Genomic DNA, 16,906 nt, shown 5'->3' on the forward strand with positions numbered 1-16,906 from the left:
CTCATGCCGCTCTACGCGCTCGATGGAACAAGACCCGACGTGCCGGGCGAGGGGGCCTGGTGGCTGGCGCCCGATGCGCATGTGATCGGACACGTAAGGCTCGCTGCCGATGTCGGTATCTGGTTCGGCGCCGTCCTGCGCGGCGACAATGAGTGGATCACCATCGGCGAGGGCAGCAACATCCAGGAAGGCTGCGTTCTGCACACCGATATGGGCTTTCCGCTGACCGTGGGAGCCAATTGCACGATCGGCCATCGCGCGATTCTCCATGGCTGCACGATCGGGGAGAACAGCCTGGTCGGCATGGGCGCGACCGTGTTGAACGGCGCGAAGATCGGCCGCAACAGCCTCGTCGGCGCCAATGCGCTGGTGACCGAGGGCAAGGAGTTTCCCGACAATTCGCTGATCGTCGGCGCGCCGGCGCGGGCGGTGCGGACGCTGGACGAAACGGCCGCGGCAGGGATCACCGCTTCAGCCCAGGCCTATGTCCGGCGCTGGCGGCAATTCGCGGCCGGTCTCGAAAGGCTGGACTGAAAAAAAGAAGCGGGCCGGCCTTCCGGGGAGGAAAGCCGGCCCTGGCGAAACCCGATCCTTGGGGACGGGTGGGTGGGGACGTGACCGAGCCTCGCCGTCCTATCGCCGCAGCCGCTTGGTGGCCGCGGAAATCTTCATCAGCGCTGCACCGAGGCGACCGTCGGGGTCTGCGCGCCGCCGAGCGAGGTCCAGCCCGTGCGGTACTGCGACTCGCGCTTGACGTAGACGTAGCCAGTCTGGCTCCAGGGCAGGATTGCGTTGCGCTTGTTGTCGAGCACGAAGTCGCCGCGGTCGGTGCGGATCATCAGCACGGCATGGCCGGCGTTCTCCTCGTCGATCACGACGGTCATCAGCATGGCGCGGCGCGGCAGCCCGGCTTCGGCGAGGCGCTTGCGCTTCAGCAGCGCGTAGTCCTCGCAATCGCCCTTGCCGTCGGTCGGAATGTCCCAGCGATCGACGACACCCCAGTGCTCGTCGTCGGTGACGGCCTCGATCTCCCGATTGACGCTGTTGTTGATGGTGACGATCGTCTTCCACAGCTTGGCGTTCAGCTCGACGCGCTCCGGCTCGCGGGTGTCGGTGCGGCATTCGGACGGTGTGCGCTTGCAGAAGTCCGTCCACGCATAGGGCGCGCGGGCATCGCCAGAGGCTTCGGCCGGAAGGCTCGCGACCGGGATGCCGACCGAGCCTTGAGCATTCGCCACGGTTGCTCCACCGAGCGTGACCAGAGCGGCGAGTGCGGTACCAATCAGATTGCGATGAATTGAGAGCATGTCGTCCCCTTTCTGTCCCGGGGCTGACGATGCGTGCAGGCAAATGGATTCCGGCTGAAATGGAAACGTACAAATTTATGTATTCGACCGAGCGGTCAGCGAAGAATAGATCAGTATCAATCTTGCTGGAATGGGGAAGTAACGATTCGTATCAATCGCACAACGGGATGTTAACCATTAATTCTTTGTTGTTCGGTAGAGGATCATTAACTTACGCATCCCTTAAGCGGGGGGTGTGGAGCCAGCGCGCCAGCTGCCTGCGCTCCGGCTGCGACGCCGCCACGGAGTTCCAGTTTCACAAGAGGATGCCGAGATCGCCGCACGACGTGGCCGCGCAAATTCGGCCGCTCAGGCGGTTTGCGCGAAGCGGCCGGCCGGGCCGGCTTTCAGAGCTCGAGGTTTTCGTCGAGCAGATCGGCGGAGAGCGGGAAGCGGAATTCCGCCGCGTAGCCGCCGTCGAAGCGGCGCACGATCCGCGCCGGCGTCGAACCGATCCGCACCGCAGTGTTGATCGGCAGATCGAGATCGCTCGAAAAGGCGGCGCCCGAGAGCGAAATGTCGACGATGCGGACGACGTATTCCAAGCCGTCCTCCATCGTGAGAATGGAGCGCGGATTGCGCGGCACGACACGCTCGTGTCGGCGATCTTCCGGCAGGCCGAGCTCCTCGCGGTTGGCGAGCCAGGTGAGCTGGGCCGTGAACTTCTCGCGCTTGCGGCTTGTCGCGGTGATGGTCATCGCGAAGCCTTCCAACGTCGTACGGACGCAGGTGCCTTCGATCCGGCCGAGATGTTCGAGATAGGTGATTACGCGGTCGCCCGGCTTGGCCTTGGCCGGAGCGGCCATGTGCACGCCACCGGGCGAGATGTCGATCGTCTGACAGGGATATTCCATGCGGTTGGGCAGCATGTAGCGGCCCAGCAGCACCACCTTCATACGGTGATGCCGCCTGCGCTCAGCAGGAATGGCAGCCGTTCGGGGCGTTTGGAGCGCGCTCAGCATCTATGACCGACCTAGATTCGGGCGGATCGTAGGCGCGGTCTGGTTAACGGATAGTTCCGATCAGGCGCGTCCGCCCGGCAGGACGACGAGACGCGGCGGCTCCGCTCGGCGTGCTGCCGCGGGCGGACGCGAGGCGGCGGCGGGCCAAAGCATCCGCAGCGAGATCATGCGCATCGACTCGATGGTATCGAGGCCGAGCCAGTCGGGCGAGACCGCCGGCGAAAGTGCGCCGAGAATGCGTGCATGGGTACGGCCGCGATAGCGCAGCGGCAGCAGCAGCAACTCCAGGTAGATCGGCGCGCCGGTCCTGGATTCCCCGGAGAGACCGGCGACGGCGCCGGCGCTCTCGTCCATCACGGTCTGGACGAGGCGGCGCATGTCGCCTTGCGATTCGACATCCGGCCAGAGCGCCGTGAAGGCCCGCCCCCTCAGCTCGTGCCCGATCAGCGCGCACAGGCGCGTTCCCGCCAGACGGAAGACGGGGCCGATGGGCTCGTTCTCCAGCACGAAGGTGTCGGCCAGCGCAGGGCGCAACGCACCGGGTTCGATCTCGCCACGCTCTGGCGCGGCCCGCTCGCCACGCAGCGCGTCCCAATATTCGAAAACCAGACGTGTGCTTGTGTTTTTCATCCTGCGCCCATGCTGCCGGCTGCGCCCCCCGGGACGGTGCGGCGACCGAGATTGGCGCAGAACCGTTCGAAAGAGGGACGAATCGCTTCCCCTGATTACCGAAGACGCATTCGCCATGCCGTCTTGCCACCGTCGTCTGAGTCGGGGGAGGCAGGCGGGGGCATTAGGGTTAACCAAATCTTACCTTTGTGGAAGATCGCTAGAATGCGTATAAAATGCTTTGGAATTCGCGGGCGCTGAGCCTGCCCGCAATGCGAGGTGGAAGGGGGCGTGACCTTGCCGTCCGGTGCTACCGGGCGGCGTCACAGCCTGCGGAGAAGGGGAGGGCGCGAGCCGCTCCCCTTTTTCGTTGCATCATGTGCAGGGGGTGCTTGCGCGGCATGGACGCTTCGGCAAGTGTGACGCCGCATGGCTTTTCAAGATCCTCCCCGGCCGGCACGTGAGCCGGCGCTCAACCTGCCTCCGGCCGTCGTCTGGCTGCTCGCCGCTCTGGCGCTCATCCAGGCGGGCCGTTCCTTGCTGTCCGACTATGACGATTACGTCCTGATGTCGTGGCTGGCCTTCGTGCCGGCGCGGCTGACGCTGTGGCTTTCGCCCGGGCGGCTGGAGGACGTGGTCGGCGCGATGGCGCAATCCACGGCGGGGCAGGATGTGGTCGAGAGGCTGCAGCTCGTGCGGCTGCTCCTCGCTGACGGCGGCGTCAGGCTCTGGACCCTGCTGACCTACGGGTTCCTGCATGGCTCCTGGCTGCACCTGGTGTCGAATGCGGTCTGGCTGGCGGCGTTCGGCAGTCCGGTGGCGCGGCGGCTCGGGACGAGCCGCTTCCTCAATCTGATGGCACTTTCGACGATCGGTGGTGCGCTGCTGCACTGGTGGTCGCGCGAACTCGACGTCCTGCCGCTGGTCGGCGCGTCGGCCGGCGTTTCCGGAGCCACCGCGGCGGCGATTCGTTTCGTCTTCGCTCCAGGCCTCCGCTTCGGTGAATTGGGCAACGATGAGGTGGTGCGGGCGATCCCGGCCGAACCGCTCGGCCAGCTCTGGCGCAATTCGCGCGCGCTCCTGTTCATCGCCATCTGGTTCGCGACGAACATCCTGTTCGGGGCGGGGCTGGTGCCGATCCTCGGCGAGGAGACGAGCATCGCCTGGGAGGCCCATATCGGGGGTTTCGTCGTCGGGCTGCTGCTGTTTCCGCTGTTCGATCGAGGCACGCTCAGGCGCTGAGCGGCGGGGTTCGATCCGGAGGGAGATAGCGTTCGGCGAACGGCTGGCGAGCCTTGCTTGCGCCGGTCTCTTCCCCCACACTCTCAATCATTGCGAAGCACTCTTCGAGCCGATCCGGCATCGCGAGGTTGCCGGTGGCTCGCGGGGTTCCAGCGGAACCGCGCGCCGGCAATTGGCGCGCCTGCGAGGAGGGACTTCCATGAATGTCGAGAAGCTGCTGGGCGACAAGGGACGCGAAGTCATCTCGGTGCTGCCGCACCGGACGCTGGCCGAGGCGATCCGCACGCTGAGCGAGAAGCGCATCGGTGCCGTGGTCGTCATGGGGGCGGATGGAGCGCTGGTCGGCATCCTGTCCGAGCGCGACATCGTCCGTGCGCTGGGAGAGCATGGTGCCACGGCATTGGAGAGCGCGGTGTCGCGGTCGATGACGTCCAAGGTCGTGACCTGCCGGCCGCAGACCAGCGTCGATGAGTTGATGGAAATCATGACGATGGGCCGCTTCCGCCATATCCCGGTGGTCGAGAACGGGCGCGTCACCGGCATTGTCTCGATCGGCGACGTCGTCAAGCATCGCGTCGCGGCGATCGAGGCCGAAAGCCAAGCGATGCGCGACTATATCGCGATGGCCTGACGGGTATTGCATCGGACCGGAAGTGGAGCCGCGCTTTTCGGAAAAATCCGATACGATAACGAATACATGGATCGCCGTTGTCGCGTCCGGTGGGACGCACGGTGATCCAGCGCGTCCGGCTCAGCTTTCCGGCGCGATATGGCTGGCGGCGACGAGGGCGGCGATATCGTCGAGCGCGCGCTGCGCCGCCTGCCGCCCGAACTCCATGGTTTCGTCGGCGCGATGGAAATCGAACAGGCCGATACGGCCGAGCTTCGGGCCGATCATCACGTCCGGCGGATCGCCGGCGAGTCGCGAACGCGAGATCCGATCCTGCGTGATGTTGAAGGCGTCGATCATGACGCCGGCGAGGCCCGGACGGTTCTCGGAGGGGCGGCCGACGATGTTGCGGACGCGCTTGGCCGCGCCGCTGATACCGTCATACCAGCGTGGCTCGGGGCGGATCTCCAGCTCGGGGACGAGCGGATCGGGATCAGAGCCGTGGTTCTGGATGATCGTACCGCGGCCGGAGAGATCGTTGTTCAAATTGACGCAGATCACGATGTCGGCACCGAGTGCGCGGGCCGCTGTGACCGGGACCGGGTTGACCAGCGCGCCGTCCATCAGCCAGCGACCGCCGAGCTTCACCGGGTCGAATACGCCGGGCAGGGCATAGGAGGCGCGCAGTGCCTCAACCAGCGGGCCGTGCGTCAGCCAGATTTCGTGACCGGACCCCAGCTCGGTCGCGATGGCGACGAAGCGATTCGACAATTCCTCGATACGGATGCCGTCGACATGCTGGTCGAGCAGGCGCTTGAGCCGTCCGCCGGAAATGAGGCCGGCGCCGCCGATATGGAAATCCATCAGGCCGACGATGCGGCGCTTGGTCAGGCTGGTGGCGAATTCGGCGAGTTCGGGCAGCTTGCCGGCGGCGAAGCAGCCACCCACCACGGCGCCGATCGAGGTGCCGGCGATCACGTCGGGGGCGAAGCCCGCTTCGATCAGGACTTCGAGCGCCCCAATATGAGCCCAACCGCGGGCCGCGCCGCCGCCGAGCGCCAGGCCAATCTTCGGCCTGCCCGCCAAGGACTGCTCTTCGATCGAACGCATCTCGTTCATTGCGGCACCACCTCCGCCGAGACCAAAGGCCCGCCGCGCGGCATCGTCCCAGAACATGGACCCATTCCTCCGTAGGGATTTAGGGTCTCAGAAGCCGATGAGTGAATAGTGAACGGCATGACAGGCGGCATTATCGCCTGCATTTGACGAAACCGTGAAGGCGCCGCCGCGGCATTGCCGATGCGCGCAGGCTTCAGGTGCATAGGACGAGTGGCTTCTGCGCATCCTCGCGCAGCGGCTGGACCCGATAGAAGCAGGAACAGCGGCCGGTGTGGCAGCAGCCGCCATCGCCGCCGACCTTGACCTTGAGCCAGATCGCGTCCTGATCGCAGTCGACCCGCATCTCGACGATGGTCTGTATCTGGCCCGAGGTCGCGCCTTTATGCCAGAGCTCCTGGCGCGAGCGCGACCAGTACCAGGCCTCGCCAGTTTCGATCGAGCGCTTCAGCGCCTCGGCATTCATATGCGCAACCATCAGCACCGCGCCGCTGTCGGCTTCGGTAGCGACGACCGTCACGAGGCCATTCGCATCGAAGCGGGGGCTGAGCACCATGCCCTCCTCGAGGGCGTGTTTGTCGGCCGCGGCGGGGAAGAGGCTCATTGGCGGCTCCATCGTGGAAAAGGCGCGTCATCCGACGCGCCTTGTAGGGAACTGGCCGGGTGACGCCAACCGTCGGGATCACAGTCCCGGCGACTTCACCATCGTGAAGAAGCGGACCTGCTCGGCCGGATCATCGCGGAAGACGCCGCGATACTGCGTCGTCATGGTCGAGGAGCCCTGCTTCTGCACGCCGCGCATCGACATGCACATATGCTCGGCCTCGACGAGGATTGCGATGCCGCGCGGCTCCAGCGCCTCCTCGATCACATCGGCGATCTGGGCGGTCATCGTCTCCTGCGTCTGCAGGCGCCGGGCATAGACGTCGACGATGCGGGCAAGCTTCGAGAGGCCGACCACGCCCTTCGACGGGTAGTAGCCGATATGCGCCTTGCCGACGAAGGGAACCATGTGGTGTTCGCAATGCGAATAGAACGGAATGTCGCGCACCAAGACCATGTCCTGGTAGCCGTCGACCTCCTCGAAGACGCGGTCGAGGATGTCATGGGGGTCCTCGGCATAGCCGCTATAGAGTTCCTTGTAGGCCTTGGCGACGCGCTGGGGGGTCTCGAGGAGACCTTCGCGCGACGGATCGTCGCCGGCCCAGAGTATGAGCGTGCGGACGGCGGCCTCGGCCTCTTCCCGCGTCGGCTTGCGGACCAGAAACTTGTCAGCGGAGGGGCCGATGGCCCCCTCGACGGACAAGGACTTAACCACAGGGATCATGTGGTGCCTCCCGTTGGGACGGTGGGGGCCACGCGCTCGGCGGCCAAGCGACCGCGACCGCGAGGCCGTTGCGACAAGTTTCACGCCCTCAGGCGGAAGAGGTTTCCATGCCCTCCCGTTTCGCGGCGATCAACCCTATATTGGGTTCCCAGGCCGGTCATTCCAGATCGGCGAGAGACCAAGCCATGCTGGACGACGTCTACAACAAGCGCATCCTTTCGCTTGCGGCCAACATCCCCCTGCTGCAGCGGCTGCCGTCTCCGGACGCCACGGCGCGGGCTCATTCGAAGTTATGCGGCTCCACCGTGACAGTCGATGTCACCATGGAGGGCGACGTCGTCACCGGCTTCGGCCATGAGGTGAAGGCCTGCGCGCTCGGACAGGCTTCCTCCTCGATCATGGCACGGCATATCGTCGGCTCGACGGCGGAGGAGCTGCGCCGGGTGCGCGAGCAGGCCCGCGCCATCCTGAAGGAGAATGCCGAGCCGCCGGAGGGCAAATGGAGCGATCTTGCCGTGCTCGTGCCGGTGCGCGACTTCAAGGCGCGCCACGCCTCGACGATGCTGACCTTCGATGCGGTGGTTGATGCGATCGACCAGATCGAGGCGCGGCGGCGCGAGGCCGCTGCCTGATCACTTCACGCCGAAGGCGACCTTGATCTCCGGAATCGTCTCGTCGAAGCGGGCCTTGAAGGCGCGTTCCGCCAGCAGGGCCTTGGCGACGGCACGCCCGACCTTGTCGCCGGCGGCGAGATCGCTGGGAAAGTGGAAGCCGCAGATCAGGCGGCTTTCGTCATAGCTCTTGACGCGCTCTTCGAGCTTGTCCGCCATTGAGGGGACCGCCGTCTTGAGCAGTTCCGAATAGAGCGCAGCCGTCGCCGCATGGGCGGAGGGGAAGGACGTACCCTCCGGGCGCGCACCGGGGCAGGGCTTGACGCGGACCTTGGACCAGAGCTGGAAGGGGCGCGTGCGACTCGTCAGGCGGTGGACGCTCTTCAGCAGGATGCCAAGCTCGACCTGCGCTTCGCGGAACAACAGCCGCACCTCGCGATGGGTGCTGTCGACATAGTTCGTTTCCATGCCATTCAGGAAGTTGACCAGCCCCTGGCGCTGGTCGGCGATCGCCTGCTTCTCGCGCTCCGGCGTGCGGCCCTGCGTGAGCTGCTGCACCTGCTCGAACTCGGCCTTGGCTTCCGGGCTGTTCTGCGCCGGGGGCAGGCCGATGATATGCGCGACGTCGATCTTCGCGCCGTCGAGCCAGAGCAGGTAAGGCCGCTGCTGGGCCGAGGCCGGCGCAGCGAGGCCGAGGCTCAACGCCAGTCCGAAACCCGCAAGAGTATTGCGCAGGTGGACTGGGCGAAGGAGGGCATGGCGAAAGCGAGCGGCGCGCATCATGTTTCCGGTACTAGGCAATTGAAGGCGGGAATGGAAAGCGGGTTCTGGTGGCGACTGAACAAGACGAAGCAGACGATCTATTCCAGCGTCTCTTTGTTAAGCAAAGATTTTCGCGCTTGCGAAGCCTTGCGCTTTTGCCGCGCCGTTCTGCACATTTCGCAATTCGCGGCTATCAGCTCAGTCTCTCCATGCTGGTCGGACGCCATTGTCGGCATTGGCCAAGCTGCTCCGTCTATACCGACGAGGCGATCCAGCGCTTCGGCCTGTGGCGCGGCGGCTGGGTGGGCCTTGCGCGGATCTGTCGCTGCAACCCATGGGGAACGAGCGGCATCGATATCGTCTGCGAGGAACTGCCGGCGGGTGCGAACTGGTTTCGTCCGTGGCGATACGGCCGCTGGCGTGGAACCCGCGTGCCTGAATCGGCAGGGCTCGCTGCGCCGGGCCCTAGGAATTCCCTGGACGCTGGGCCTGGGCGGCCTTGAGCGCATCCTTGCAGCCATCCGAGAAAGAAGCCTCCTTCTGGTGCATGCAGGCGAGCAGACGGCCGCCGCCGGGCCTGACGCCGGGACAGTTCTTCGCGAAATCCGCCTGACAGGCGGCGCGCACCGCAGCCTGATCCTGAGCGAGGGCCGGGACGGAAACGGCAAACAGCAGGGCAGCCAGCGAGATGCGGATCATGGGCGGTCCTTTCCGGATGGGATTCAGGAGCCTCAAGGGTGATTGCAGCACGTTTGCGGGGGCCTGACCATGGCGTGACAAATCGGCAAGCTCGCGGCTCTCCGTGATTGCGCGCTGCCGCACCGTCGTATAGGCGAGTGCCTCTCGCGCGCGCCGAACCGGCTGCGGGCCCGCGCGCTCTTCCGACAGGCAGTCGGCCTTGACTTACGGGGTTCGTATCCCCGAGTGAGCAGGAGCGCGATCGATGACGATCTCCCTGACTTTTCCCGATGGCGCCAAGCGCGAATTCCCCTCCGGCATCACCGGGGTCGATATCGCCAAGGGCATTTCCCCCTCTCTCCTGAAGCGCACCGTCGCCATGGCGCTCGACGGCTCGGTCGTCGATCTCGCCGATCCGATCGAGCGCGATGCCAGGATCGAGTTCCTGAACCGGGAAGATCCGCGTTCGCTGGAGCTGATCCGGCACGACACCGCGCACGTGCTCGCCGAAGCCGTGCAGGAGCTTTTCCCCGGCACGCAGGTGACGATCGGCCCCGTCATCGAGAGCGGCTTCTACTACGATTTCGCCCGCAACGAGCCCTTCACCCCGGAGGACTTCCCGGCGATCGAGAAGAAGATGCGCGAGATCATCGCGCGCGATAAGCCCTTCACCAAGGAGGTCTGGAGCCGCGACAAGGCCAAGGACTTCTTCGCCAACAAGGGCGAGGCCTACAAGGTCGAGTTGGTCGATGCAATTCCGGCCGACCAGACACTGAAGATGTACGCGCAGGGCGATTGGATCGACCTCTGCCGCGGCCCGCACATGACCTCCGTCGGCAAGGTCGGCAACGCCTTCAAGCTGATGAAGACCGCCGGCGCCTATTGGCGCGGTGACAGCAAGAACGCGATGCTGACCCGCATCTACGGTACCGCCTTCGCCAAGCAGGAGGAACTCGACGCCTATCTCAAGCAGCTCGAGGAGGCGGAAAAGCGCGACCACCGCAAGCTTGGTCGGGAGATGGACCTGTTCCACTTCCAGGAGGAGGGGCCGGGCGTCGTGTTCTGGCACTCCAAGGGCTGGCGGCTCTTCCAGGAGATCATCGCCTATATGCGCCGGCGCCTCGCTGCCGACTATGAGGAGGTGAATGCGCCGCAGATCCTCGACAAGTCGCTCTGGGAGACCTCCGGCCACTGGGGCTGGTACCAGGACAACATGTTCGCGGTGAAGTCGGCTGCGGCCTTCGAGAACCCGGCCGATGCCGAGCGCGACCATCGCGTCTTCGCCCTGAAGCCGATGAACTGCCCCGGCCATGTCCAGATCTTCAAGCACGGGCTGAAGAGCTATCGCGACCTGCCGATCCGCCTCGCTGAGTTCGGCAACGTCCATCGCTACGAGCCGTCCGGCGCGCTGCACGGGCTGATGCGCGTGCGCGGCTTCACGCAGGACGACGCGCATATCTTCTGCACCGAGGAGCAGCTCGCGGCCGAGTGCCTGAAGATCAACGACCTGATCCTCTCGGTCTATTCGGATTTCGGCTTCACCGACGACCTCGTCATCAAGCTCTCGACCCGGCCCGAGAAGCGCGTCGGCTCCGACGAGCTGTGGGACCACGCCGAGGACGTCATGACCAAGGTGCTGGAGCAGATCGCGGCACAGTCGGGCAACCGGATCAAGACCGAGATCAATCCGGGCGAGGGCGCGTTCTACGGGCCGAAGTTCGAATATGTGCTGCGCGACGCCATCGGCCGCGACTGGCAGTGCGGCACGACGCAGGTCGACTTCAACCTGCCGGAGCGTTTCGGCGCCTTCTATATCGGCGCCGATGGCGAGAAGAAGCAGCCGGTCATGGTCCACCGTGCCATCTGCGGCTCGCTGGAGCGCTTCACCGGCATCCTGATCGAGCACCATGCCGGGCATTTCCCGCTCTGGCTGGCGCCCGAGCAGATCGTGGTCTCGCCGATCACCTCGGACGCCGACGGCTATGCCGAGGAGGTGACGATGGCTCTAATGGGCGCCGGCCTGCGCGCCCGCGCCGACCTGCGCAACGAGAAGATCTCCTACAAGGTGCGGGAGCACTCGCTGGCGAAGGTCCCGGTCATCATCGCCGTCGGCAAGCGCGAGGCCGAGGAGAAGACCGTGACGATCCGCCGCCTCGGCAGCCAGGCCCAGACGGTGATGCCGCTCTCGGAAGCGCTCGCCACGCTGACGCAGGAGGCGTCGGCGCCGGACGTCGCGCGGACGAAGGCAGCCAAGGCGGCGTGACCTGTCCCTCCGTCATGCCCGGGCTTGCCCCGGGCATGACGGGAAAGAGAGGCTCCTGTCCCCTGAGAGATTCTCGGGTCGAAGCCTTGCTTCGCCCGAGAATGACGGTCGTTGGAGCGTACCTCTAGCTAAAGCCGCTTCGCTCATGCCAGATTGCCGGCGATGCTGACGGGTTCCTATCGCAAGCGGCTCGAGGCCGATCTCATCCGCTGGGTCGATGGCGGGCTGCTCAGCGCCGAGAGCGCCGGCTCGATCCGCCGCTCCGTTGCCCGTGAGCAGAGCGGTTTCGGCCTGCCGGCGCTGCTTGGCCTGCTTGGCGGGCTGCTGATCGCATCGAGCGTCGCGGCCTTCGTCGCTGCAAACTGGGAGGCGATCCCGCGCCTCGCCAAGCTCGGCATGATCCTCGCGAGCATCGCGGTCTGCCTTGCGCTCGCCTTCCGGCTGGAGCGCGGGGGCTCAGCCCGCGGCAGCGATGCGGCAGTGACCTGCGGCGTGCTGATCTTCGGCGCCGGGGTCGCGCTCGTCGGGCAGATGTACCATCTGCCGGCTGATTGGGCAGGTGGGGCCGTGCTGGTCGCGCTGGGAGCACTCGCGGTCGCCTTCCTGATGCGGTCGAGCGGAGCTCTCGCCATCGCCTTCGTCGCCATCTGCGCCTGGAGCTTTGGGCGCTGGGAGGAAGCGCGCGGCGGCGCCCATTTCGAGTTCTTCATCCTCTATCTTCCGGCGCTGTGGCTGGCCCTGTCGCGCAATAACCGGCTGATCCAGCATCTTGCCGTGCTCACCGGCGCGTTCTGGATCGGCATGGCGCCCGGCTACTGGCTGTTCGAGCGCTTCGATTACGGCCTTCTCGCCTATGGGCTGGCCGTCTCGGCACTTTATGTCGCGCTGGGCGCGATCGCGCTCGACCGGGGCGGTCCGGGCCTGCTGACGGCCTGCCTGCCCTGGGGCCTGCTCGGACTCGTGGTCGTTCTCAATGCCGAGCTGATCCGCATCCTCGACAATGACGAGGCCCGCGCCGGGCATGCCTTCCTCTTCGTGTTCTACGCTTATGCCGTCGCGGTCCCGCTGACGATCCTGGCCGGGGTAACAGCTCGTGACCGGCGCTTCACCTGGCCGCTGGCGGCAGCGCTCGTGCTGTCGCTGCTGGTGCCCGCCGTGTTCTGGAGCGGCACCGCCACCGGCATGCCCGGCAAGATTGCCGTGGCAAGCCTCATCCTCCTCTCGGCTACCGCTCTCATGGTCGCCGGGGCGGCGGGGGGCGTTCGCCGGCTCGTCATGGCGGGTTCCATCCTGTTCGGCATCGCGATCCTGATCCTGCTCTGGCAGACGATCGGCACGCTGCTCGACCAGTCGCTGTTCTTCCTCGTCGCCGGGGCGGCGCTGCTGGCCGTTGCCTCCGGGGCGCGGCGCCTGTTCGCGCGGCTGAACCCGCCTGCCGGGAAGGAGGCCGCGTGATGCGTCCGTTCTCGGCCGATGGGATTGCCGTGAAGGTGCCACTGCTCTGGCGCACGGTCGCCGCCGCGCTGGTGCTGGGTCTCGCCTTGCTCGCACTGGTCGAGCAGCGGGCGCGCATCCTGCGCAACGGCACGGAGGTGCGGCTGAAGACGGTGCCGGTCGATCCGCGCGATCTCTTCCGCGGTGATTATGTCGTGCTCGCCTATCCGATCAGCATGGTCGAGACGGGGCCGGAGGGCGCGCGGCCATACCAGCGCGGCGACAGCGTCTTCGTCACGCTCGGCCGCGACGAGCAGGGCTTTGCGCGGGCGCTCGGCGTCTCGCGCGAATGGCCGAAAGGCAGCGGCGAGGCGGTCGTGATCGCCGGGCGCGTGACGTCGATCGGAGGCTGCGCGATCAACGCCAACGGCCAGACTGATTGCAACCGAAGCGGCAGCCGCCTGCGCATCGCCTACGGGCTCGAGAGCTATTTCGTGCCCCAGGGCGAGGGCAAGGCGATCGAGACCACCGAAAAGGCCCGCATCGAGGTCGTCGCGGCCGTGTCGCCGTCGGGCGAGGCCGCGATCAAGCGACTGCTGATCGACGGCAAGCAGGTCTATCAGGAACCGCCCTACTGACGGGCGGGCAGTCCGCCAATCAACGATTGCGCGGAATTGAAGCGGCGCTCTGACAGCTGCACAGCGGCTGGGGCGCATCACGTTGCCGTGTTGCCAGACGCTCGCAGGCGATTTGTCTCACCTCCGCCGCAAAGCGGCAGAACGGTCGCCACACGCGCTTGTGACAACGCGCCGCGTGACGGGAATCCTCTTCAGTTATATGAACGGCAGATGAACAGACTCGACAGGGAATGTTCATCTCAAGGCCCGTCGACGGGGAACCGCGACCAGCCGCCTGCGTTCCGCCCGAGCCTTTCCTCGCTGCTGAAGGACAGCCCCGTGTCGTCCATCCCCTCCTTCAGACGCTTCCTGCTTCTCGGCCAACGGGCCGACGGCGTGGTGCGCTCTGCCGGCGGGCGGGATGCGCGGATCGACGTGGTGCGCGGGCTCGCGCTGCTGATCATCTTCATCAACCACATGCCGGGGAACGTGGTCTCGGCCTATATGCCGCACAGCTACGGCTTCTCGGACGCGGCCGATATCTTCGTCCTGCTGGCCGGCGTCTCGGCTACCCTGGCCTATGGCGGGCTGATCGAGCAACGTGGCCTGTCGCTCGCAGCGCTGAAGCTCGGCGGGCGGATATGGACGCTCTACATCGCTCATATCGCGGTGTTCGTGCTCGTCTGCGGGGTCGTCGCCACCGCGGTTACGCAGACGCAGAACCCGCTCTACATCGAGACGATCAATATCCAGCCCTTCTTCCGCGACACGGTCGAGGCGCTGATCGGCGCGCTGACATTGACCTATCAGCCGTCCTATCTCGACATCCTGCCGCTCTACATCGTGCTGCTCGCGCTGTTCCCGGCGATCTACTATGCCGTGCGGATCAGCCCGCTGCTGGCGCTCGCCATCTCGCTGACGATCTGGCAGGTCGCGCTCGCCTTCGAGCTCAACCTGCCGAACGGCAGTGCCGGTGTCTGGTTCTTCAACCCCTTCGCCTGGCAAGTCGTTTTCACGGTCGGGATCATCATCGGCCGGGCGGCGCAGCTCGGCGTTGCCGCGCCGCGGCTGCTGTGGCTCGATGTGGCTGCCGTCGCGTTCATCGCCTTCGCCTGGGTGGTAAAGATCTCGTCAGGCAACCCGACGGGCATCGGCGCGTTGAATGATTGGTTCGATTCCGTCCAGCTCGGCTCGGATAAGACCAATCTGGCCTGGACCCGGCTGATGCATATCGGCGCGCTGGCGTGGCTCGCGATCCGCTGGCTGCCGACGGGCGGGGCGATGGCGAAGCCGGCAGTCGGGCGCGCATTGGCTTCGACGGGGCAGAATTCGCTCCACGTGTTCTGCGTCGGGATCGTGCTCTCGATCATCGGGCAGATCGTCCTGGCGGAAACGTCCTTCGCTTTGGGCATTCAGTTGCTGATTTGCACAGCGGGCATTACTATTTTGGCAGGGTTAGGGATTTTCCTGTCGTGGTACCACTCGATCACGAAACGCGGCGCAAGCGCCGAACCTGTCCCGGCCCGTGGCGCGCAGGCGCCGCGGCCCTCCTTTTCCTCGCGCTGAATTCATCCGCCATCGCGGTGCCGATGCCGGCGCTGTCCGACACACGCTGCCGCGCCGATGCGACGAAGCCCGTCTTCCAGCCGAATTTGCCAGCCGCGCGCAAGGCACTGCAGGAAACCGGCAAGCTGACGATCGTGGCGCTCGGCTCGTCCGCGACGGCCGGCTCCGGAGCCAGCGCTGAGGACAAGAGCTATCCGTCGGTGCTGCAGACCGAACTCAGACGCCGCCTGCCCGGCGCCGAGGTCAATGTCGTCAACAAGGGGGTCGGCGGCCAGTCAGCGTACGACATGCTGCTCCGCATGCAGGCGGACGTCATCGACGAGAAGCCCGCGATCGTGATCTGGCAGACCGTCATCAACGACGCGATCCGCGACATCGGCGAGGAGAAGCTCGCCAAGATCCTCAACAAGGGCATCGGCAAGGCGCGCGCCGCCGGGATCGACATGGTGCTGATGGATCTGCCGTGGTTGCCGCGCGAGGGGCGCTATCCGCATTACGACGACTATCGCGCGGTCCTGATGCGGACGGCGCAGGAGCAGGGCATCTCGCTCTTCCCGCGCTATGCGCTGATGAAGGGCTGGTCGAATTCGCGGCAATTCACGCCGGAGGAACTGCTCGGCATGGACGGGCTGCATCTCGTCGATGCCGGCTATCGCTGCCTCGGCCTGCGCCTCGCCGACGGGATCGTCTCAGGCATCGGCAATGTCCGGATCGAGACGGCAGGCCGTGAGATGAAGCCGGTGAACTGAGCGCTGGCGAAGCCCGACTACTTCGCGAGAACCTCGATATCGCGGTCGGAGCCCGACTCGACCTTGAAGTCGCGCGAATAGACCTGTCCCTCCTGCCGGGCGATCAGGACATAGTCGCCCTCGGCCAGGATGACCTGCGGGAAGGCGCCGATGGCCTCGCGGATGACGTCGCCGCCCGGCGTCAGCACGCTGAAGGCGGTGCCGGCGAAGGCCTCGCCTCCGGCGCTGGCGACGAGCTTCAGGGTGACCTTGGCGGCGCGGTGATGCAGCGTGGCTTCGGTGACCTTGCCGGTCTCGACCTTCACGTCGGCGCGCTGGATGGCGTTTGAGTCGCCGTAGGTGGAGACGACATGATAGGTGCCCTCGGGCAGGCGGATGATCTCGCCGGCCTTGGCGCCGCTGGTGATGAGCCGCCCTTCCGAGTTTCCCTGCAGGGGCACGAAGACGGAGAAGGTGAGCTGCCCGGCCGGGATCGGGGCGTCACCGATCGAGCCCGCCAGCGAGAGCGCGCCGGCGCTGATCTGCACCTGATCGCGCAGCCCCTGCGCGCCTACGCTGACGCGCTTGGTGCCGCTGGCGAAGCCGTAGGCGGCATGGACGATGTAGTTGCCCGGTGGCACCGAGAAGCTGGGTTCGGATTCGGAGGAGCGCGCGATGATTTTTGGGGCCGATCCGTCCACGGTTTCGCTGAGGATGCGCCAGTTCAGCCCGGACTTGATCGGCCTGCGATCGCTTGCGAACTGCGCGGAGACGCTGAGCCTGGCCTGTGCGCTCGGAGCGCCGGGGATCGCGGGGGCCTGGGTGTCCGCGCCGGGGCCGGCGTCGGGCGTCGTGGTTTGGGCTGATGCCGGCGATAAGAGGACGGCCATGGCGAAGACGACGCCGGCGAGGCGGCGGCCAGCTTCAAAACCATCCAATTCAAACATGCTTTCCGTCCTCGACGCCCCTGCGGCCATGTATGAGCAGGCACGCTTGTCCTCATCATGGCGAAGGAATAGGTCAATCCTATCGCCA

Annotated in this window: 19 protein-coding genes; 10 read left to right on the forward strand and 9 right to left on the reverse strand. The window is 66.0% G+C overall.

All coding sequences use genetic code 11. The features are described from left to right. The first annotated feature begins 3 nt into the window (after positions 1-3). Positions 4-534 (forward strand): gamma carbonic anhydrase family protein, encoded by a 531-nt coding sequence (locus tag AB4Z10_RS17790; protein WP_441471711.1) that lies wholly within the window; start codon positions 4-6, stop codon positions 532-534. Positions 535-671: 137 nt separating this feature from the next. Here AB4Z10_RS17790 and AB4Z10_RS17795 read toward each other — a convergent pair whose 3' ends face one another. From AB4Z10_RS17795 to AB4Z10_RS17805, 3 genes are all read right to left on the reverse strand, one after another. Continuing rightward, positions 672-1,307: a transglutaminase-like cysteine peptidase gene (locus AB4Z10_RS17795; protein WP_441471712.1), complete on the reverse strand. Its 636-nt coding sequence runs from the start codon at positions 1,305-1,307 to the stop codon at positions 672-674. Between the two features lie 386 nt (positions 1,308-1,693). After that, entirely contained in the window at positions 1,694-2,308 is a 615-nt protein-coding gene (locus AB4Z10_RS17800) for a PilZ domain-containing protein (protein WP_441471713.1), read from the reverse strand. Between the two features lie 60 nt (positions 2,309-2,368). Beyond that, a complete protein-coding gene (locus AB4Z10_RS17805) occupies positions 2,369-2,938 on the reverse strand; it encodes a PAS domain-containing protein (protein WP_441471714.1) in 570 nt (189 codons plus the stop codon). 408 nt (positions 2,939-3,346) lie between these two features. On the opposite strand from AB4Z10_RS17805, the gene AB4Z10_RS17810 reads away from it, so the two are divergent. After that, entirely contained in the window at positions 3,347-4,159 is an 813-nt protein-coding gene (locus AB4Z10_RS17810) for a rhomboid family intramembrane serine protease (protein WP_441471715.1), read from the forward strand. Between the two features lie 199 nt (positions 4,160-4,358). Then, on the forward strand, positions 4,359-4,790 hold the full coding sequence (locus AB4Z10_RS17815; RefSeq protein WP_441471716.1) for a CBS domain-containing protein: 432 nt from the start codon (positions 4,359-4,361) through the stop codon (positions 4,788-4,790). A 120-nt stretch (positions 4,791-4,910) separates the two neighbouring features. On the opposite strand, the gene AB4Z10_RS17820 is transcribed toward AB4Z10_RS17815, so the two are convergent. The 3 genes from AB4Z10_RS17820 to folE form a co-directional block, all read right to left on the reverse strand. Beyond that, positions 4,911-5,945 (reverse strand): patatin-like phospholipase family protein, encoded by a 1,035-nt coding sequence (locus AB4Z10_RS17820; RefSeq protein ID WP_441471717.1) that lies wholly within the window; start codon positions 5,943-5,945, stop codon positions 4,911-4,913. Between the two features lie 136 nt (positions 5,946-6,081). Then, complete coding sequence (gene hisI, locus AB4Z10_RS17825; RefSeq protein ID WP_441471718.1) at positions 6,082-6,489, reverse strand: phosphoribosyl-AMP cyclohydrolase; 408 nt, start codon at positions 6,487-6,489, stop codon at positions 6,082-6,084. 78 nt (positions 6,490-6,567) lie between these two features. Next, positions 6,568-7,212 (reverse strand): GTP cyclohydrolase I FolE, encoded by a 645-nt coding sequence (gene folE, locus AB4Z10_RS17830; protein WP_441471719.1) that lies wholly within the window; start codon positions 7,210-7,212, stop codon positions 6,568-6,570. 185 nt (positions 7,213-7,397) lie between these two features. On the opposite strand from folE, the gene AB4Z10_RS17835 reads away from it, so the two are divergent. Next, positions 7,398-7,844 (forward strand): iron-sulfur cluster assembly scaffold protein, encoded by a 447-nt coding sequence (locus tag AB4Z10_RS17835; protein WP_441471720.1) that lies wholly within the window; start codon positions 7,398-7,400, stop codon positions 7,842-7,844. On the opposite strand, the gene AB4Z10_RS17840 is transcribed toward AB4Z10_RS17835, so the two are convergent. Next, positions 7,845-8,525 carry a phosphatase PAP2 family protein gene (locus AB4Z10_RS17840; protein ID WP_441471721.1) on the reverse strand — a complete coding sequence of 227 codons (681 nt, stop codon included), beginning with the start codon at positions 8,523-8,525 and terminating at the stop codon, positions 7,845-7,847. Positions 8,526-8,740: 215 nt separating this feature from the next. Here AB4Z10_RS17840 and yidD point away from each other — a divergent pair, with 215 nt between their 5' ends. Next, complete coding sequence (yidD, locus tag AB4Z10_RS17845; protein ID WP_441471809.1) at positions 8,741-9,088, forward strand: membrane protein insertion efficiency factor YidD; 348 nt, start codon at positions 8,741-8,743, stop codon at positions 9,086-9,088. On the opposite strand, the gene AB4Z10_RS17850 is transcribed toward yidD, so the two are convergent. Then, on the reverse strand, positions 9,051-9,284 hold the full coding sequence (locus AB4Z10_RS17850) for a hypothetical protein (RefSeq protein WP_441471722.1): 234 nt from the start codon (positions 9,282-9,284) through the stop codon (positions 9,051-9,053). The genes yidD and AB4Z10_RS17850 overlap by 38 nt on opposite strands. 244 nt (positions 9,285-9,528) lie before the next feature. Here AB4Z10_RS17850 and thrS point away from each other — a divergent pair, with 244 nt between their 5' ends. The 5 genes from thrS (at position 9,529) to AB4Z10_RS17875 (ending at position 15,892) form a co-directional block, all read left to right on the forward strand. Continuing rightward, the gene (gene thrS, locus AB4Z10_RS17855) at positions 9,529-11,526 is read left to right on the forward strand and encodes a threonine--tRNA ligase (protein ID WP_441471723.1); all 1,998 of its coding nucleotides are present in this window, start codon (positions 9,529-9,531) and stop codon (positions 11,524-11,526) included. A gap of 162 nt (positions 11,527-11,688) precedes the next feature. Then, the gene (locus AB4Z10_RS17860; protein WP_441471724.1) at positions 11,689-12,981 is read left to right on the forward strand and encodes a DUF2157 domain-containing protein; all 1,293 of its coding nucleotides are present in this window, start codon (positions 11,689-11,691) and stop codon (positions 12,979-12,981) included. Then, the gene (locus AB4Z10_RS17865; protein WP_441471725.1) at positions 12,981-13,598 is read left to right on the forward strand and encodes a GDYXXLXY domain-containing protein; all 618 of its coding nucleotides are present in this window, start codon (positions 12,981-12,983) and stop codon (positions 13,596-13,598) included. The genes AB4Z10_RS17860 and AB4Z10_RS17865 overlap by 1 nt, the downstream gene beginning before the upstream one ends. 318 nt (positions 13,599-13,916) lie before the next feature. After that, positions 13,917-15,143, forward strand: a complete 1,227-nt coding sequence (locus AB4Z10_RS17870; RefSeq protein ID WP_441471726.1) for an OpgC family protein — start codon at positions 13,917-13,919, stop codon at positions 15,141-15,143. Between the two features lie 23 nt (positions 15,144-15,166). After that, the gene (locus tag AB4Z10_RS17875; protein ID WP_441471727.1) at positions 15,167-15,892 is read left to right on the forward strand and encodes an SGNH/GDSL hydrolase family protein; all 726 of its coding nucleotides are present in this window, start codon (positions 15,167-15,169) and stop codon (positions 15,890-15,892) included. Between the two features lie 17 nt (positions 15,893-15,909). On the opposite strand, the gene AB4Z10_RS17880 is transcribed toward AB4Z10_RS17875, so the two are convergent. Beyond that, complete coding sequence (locus AB4Z10_RS17880; protein ID WP_441471728.1) at positions 15,910-16,818, reverse strand: hypothetical protein; 909 nt, start codon at positions 16,816-16,818, stop codon at positions 15,910-15,912. Positions 16,819-16,906: the final 88 nt, after the last annotated feature.

Source organism: Allobosea sp. RAF48, from assembly GCF_052114025.1.
In the GTDB taxonomy this organism is placed as follows: Bacteria; Pseudomonadota; Alphaproteobacteria; order Rhizobiales; family Beijerinckiaceae; genus Allobosea.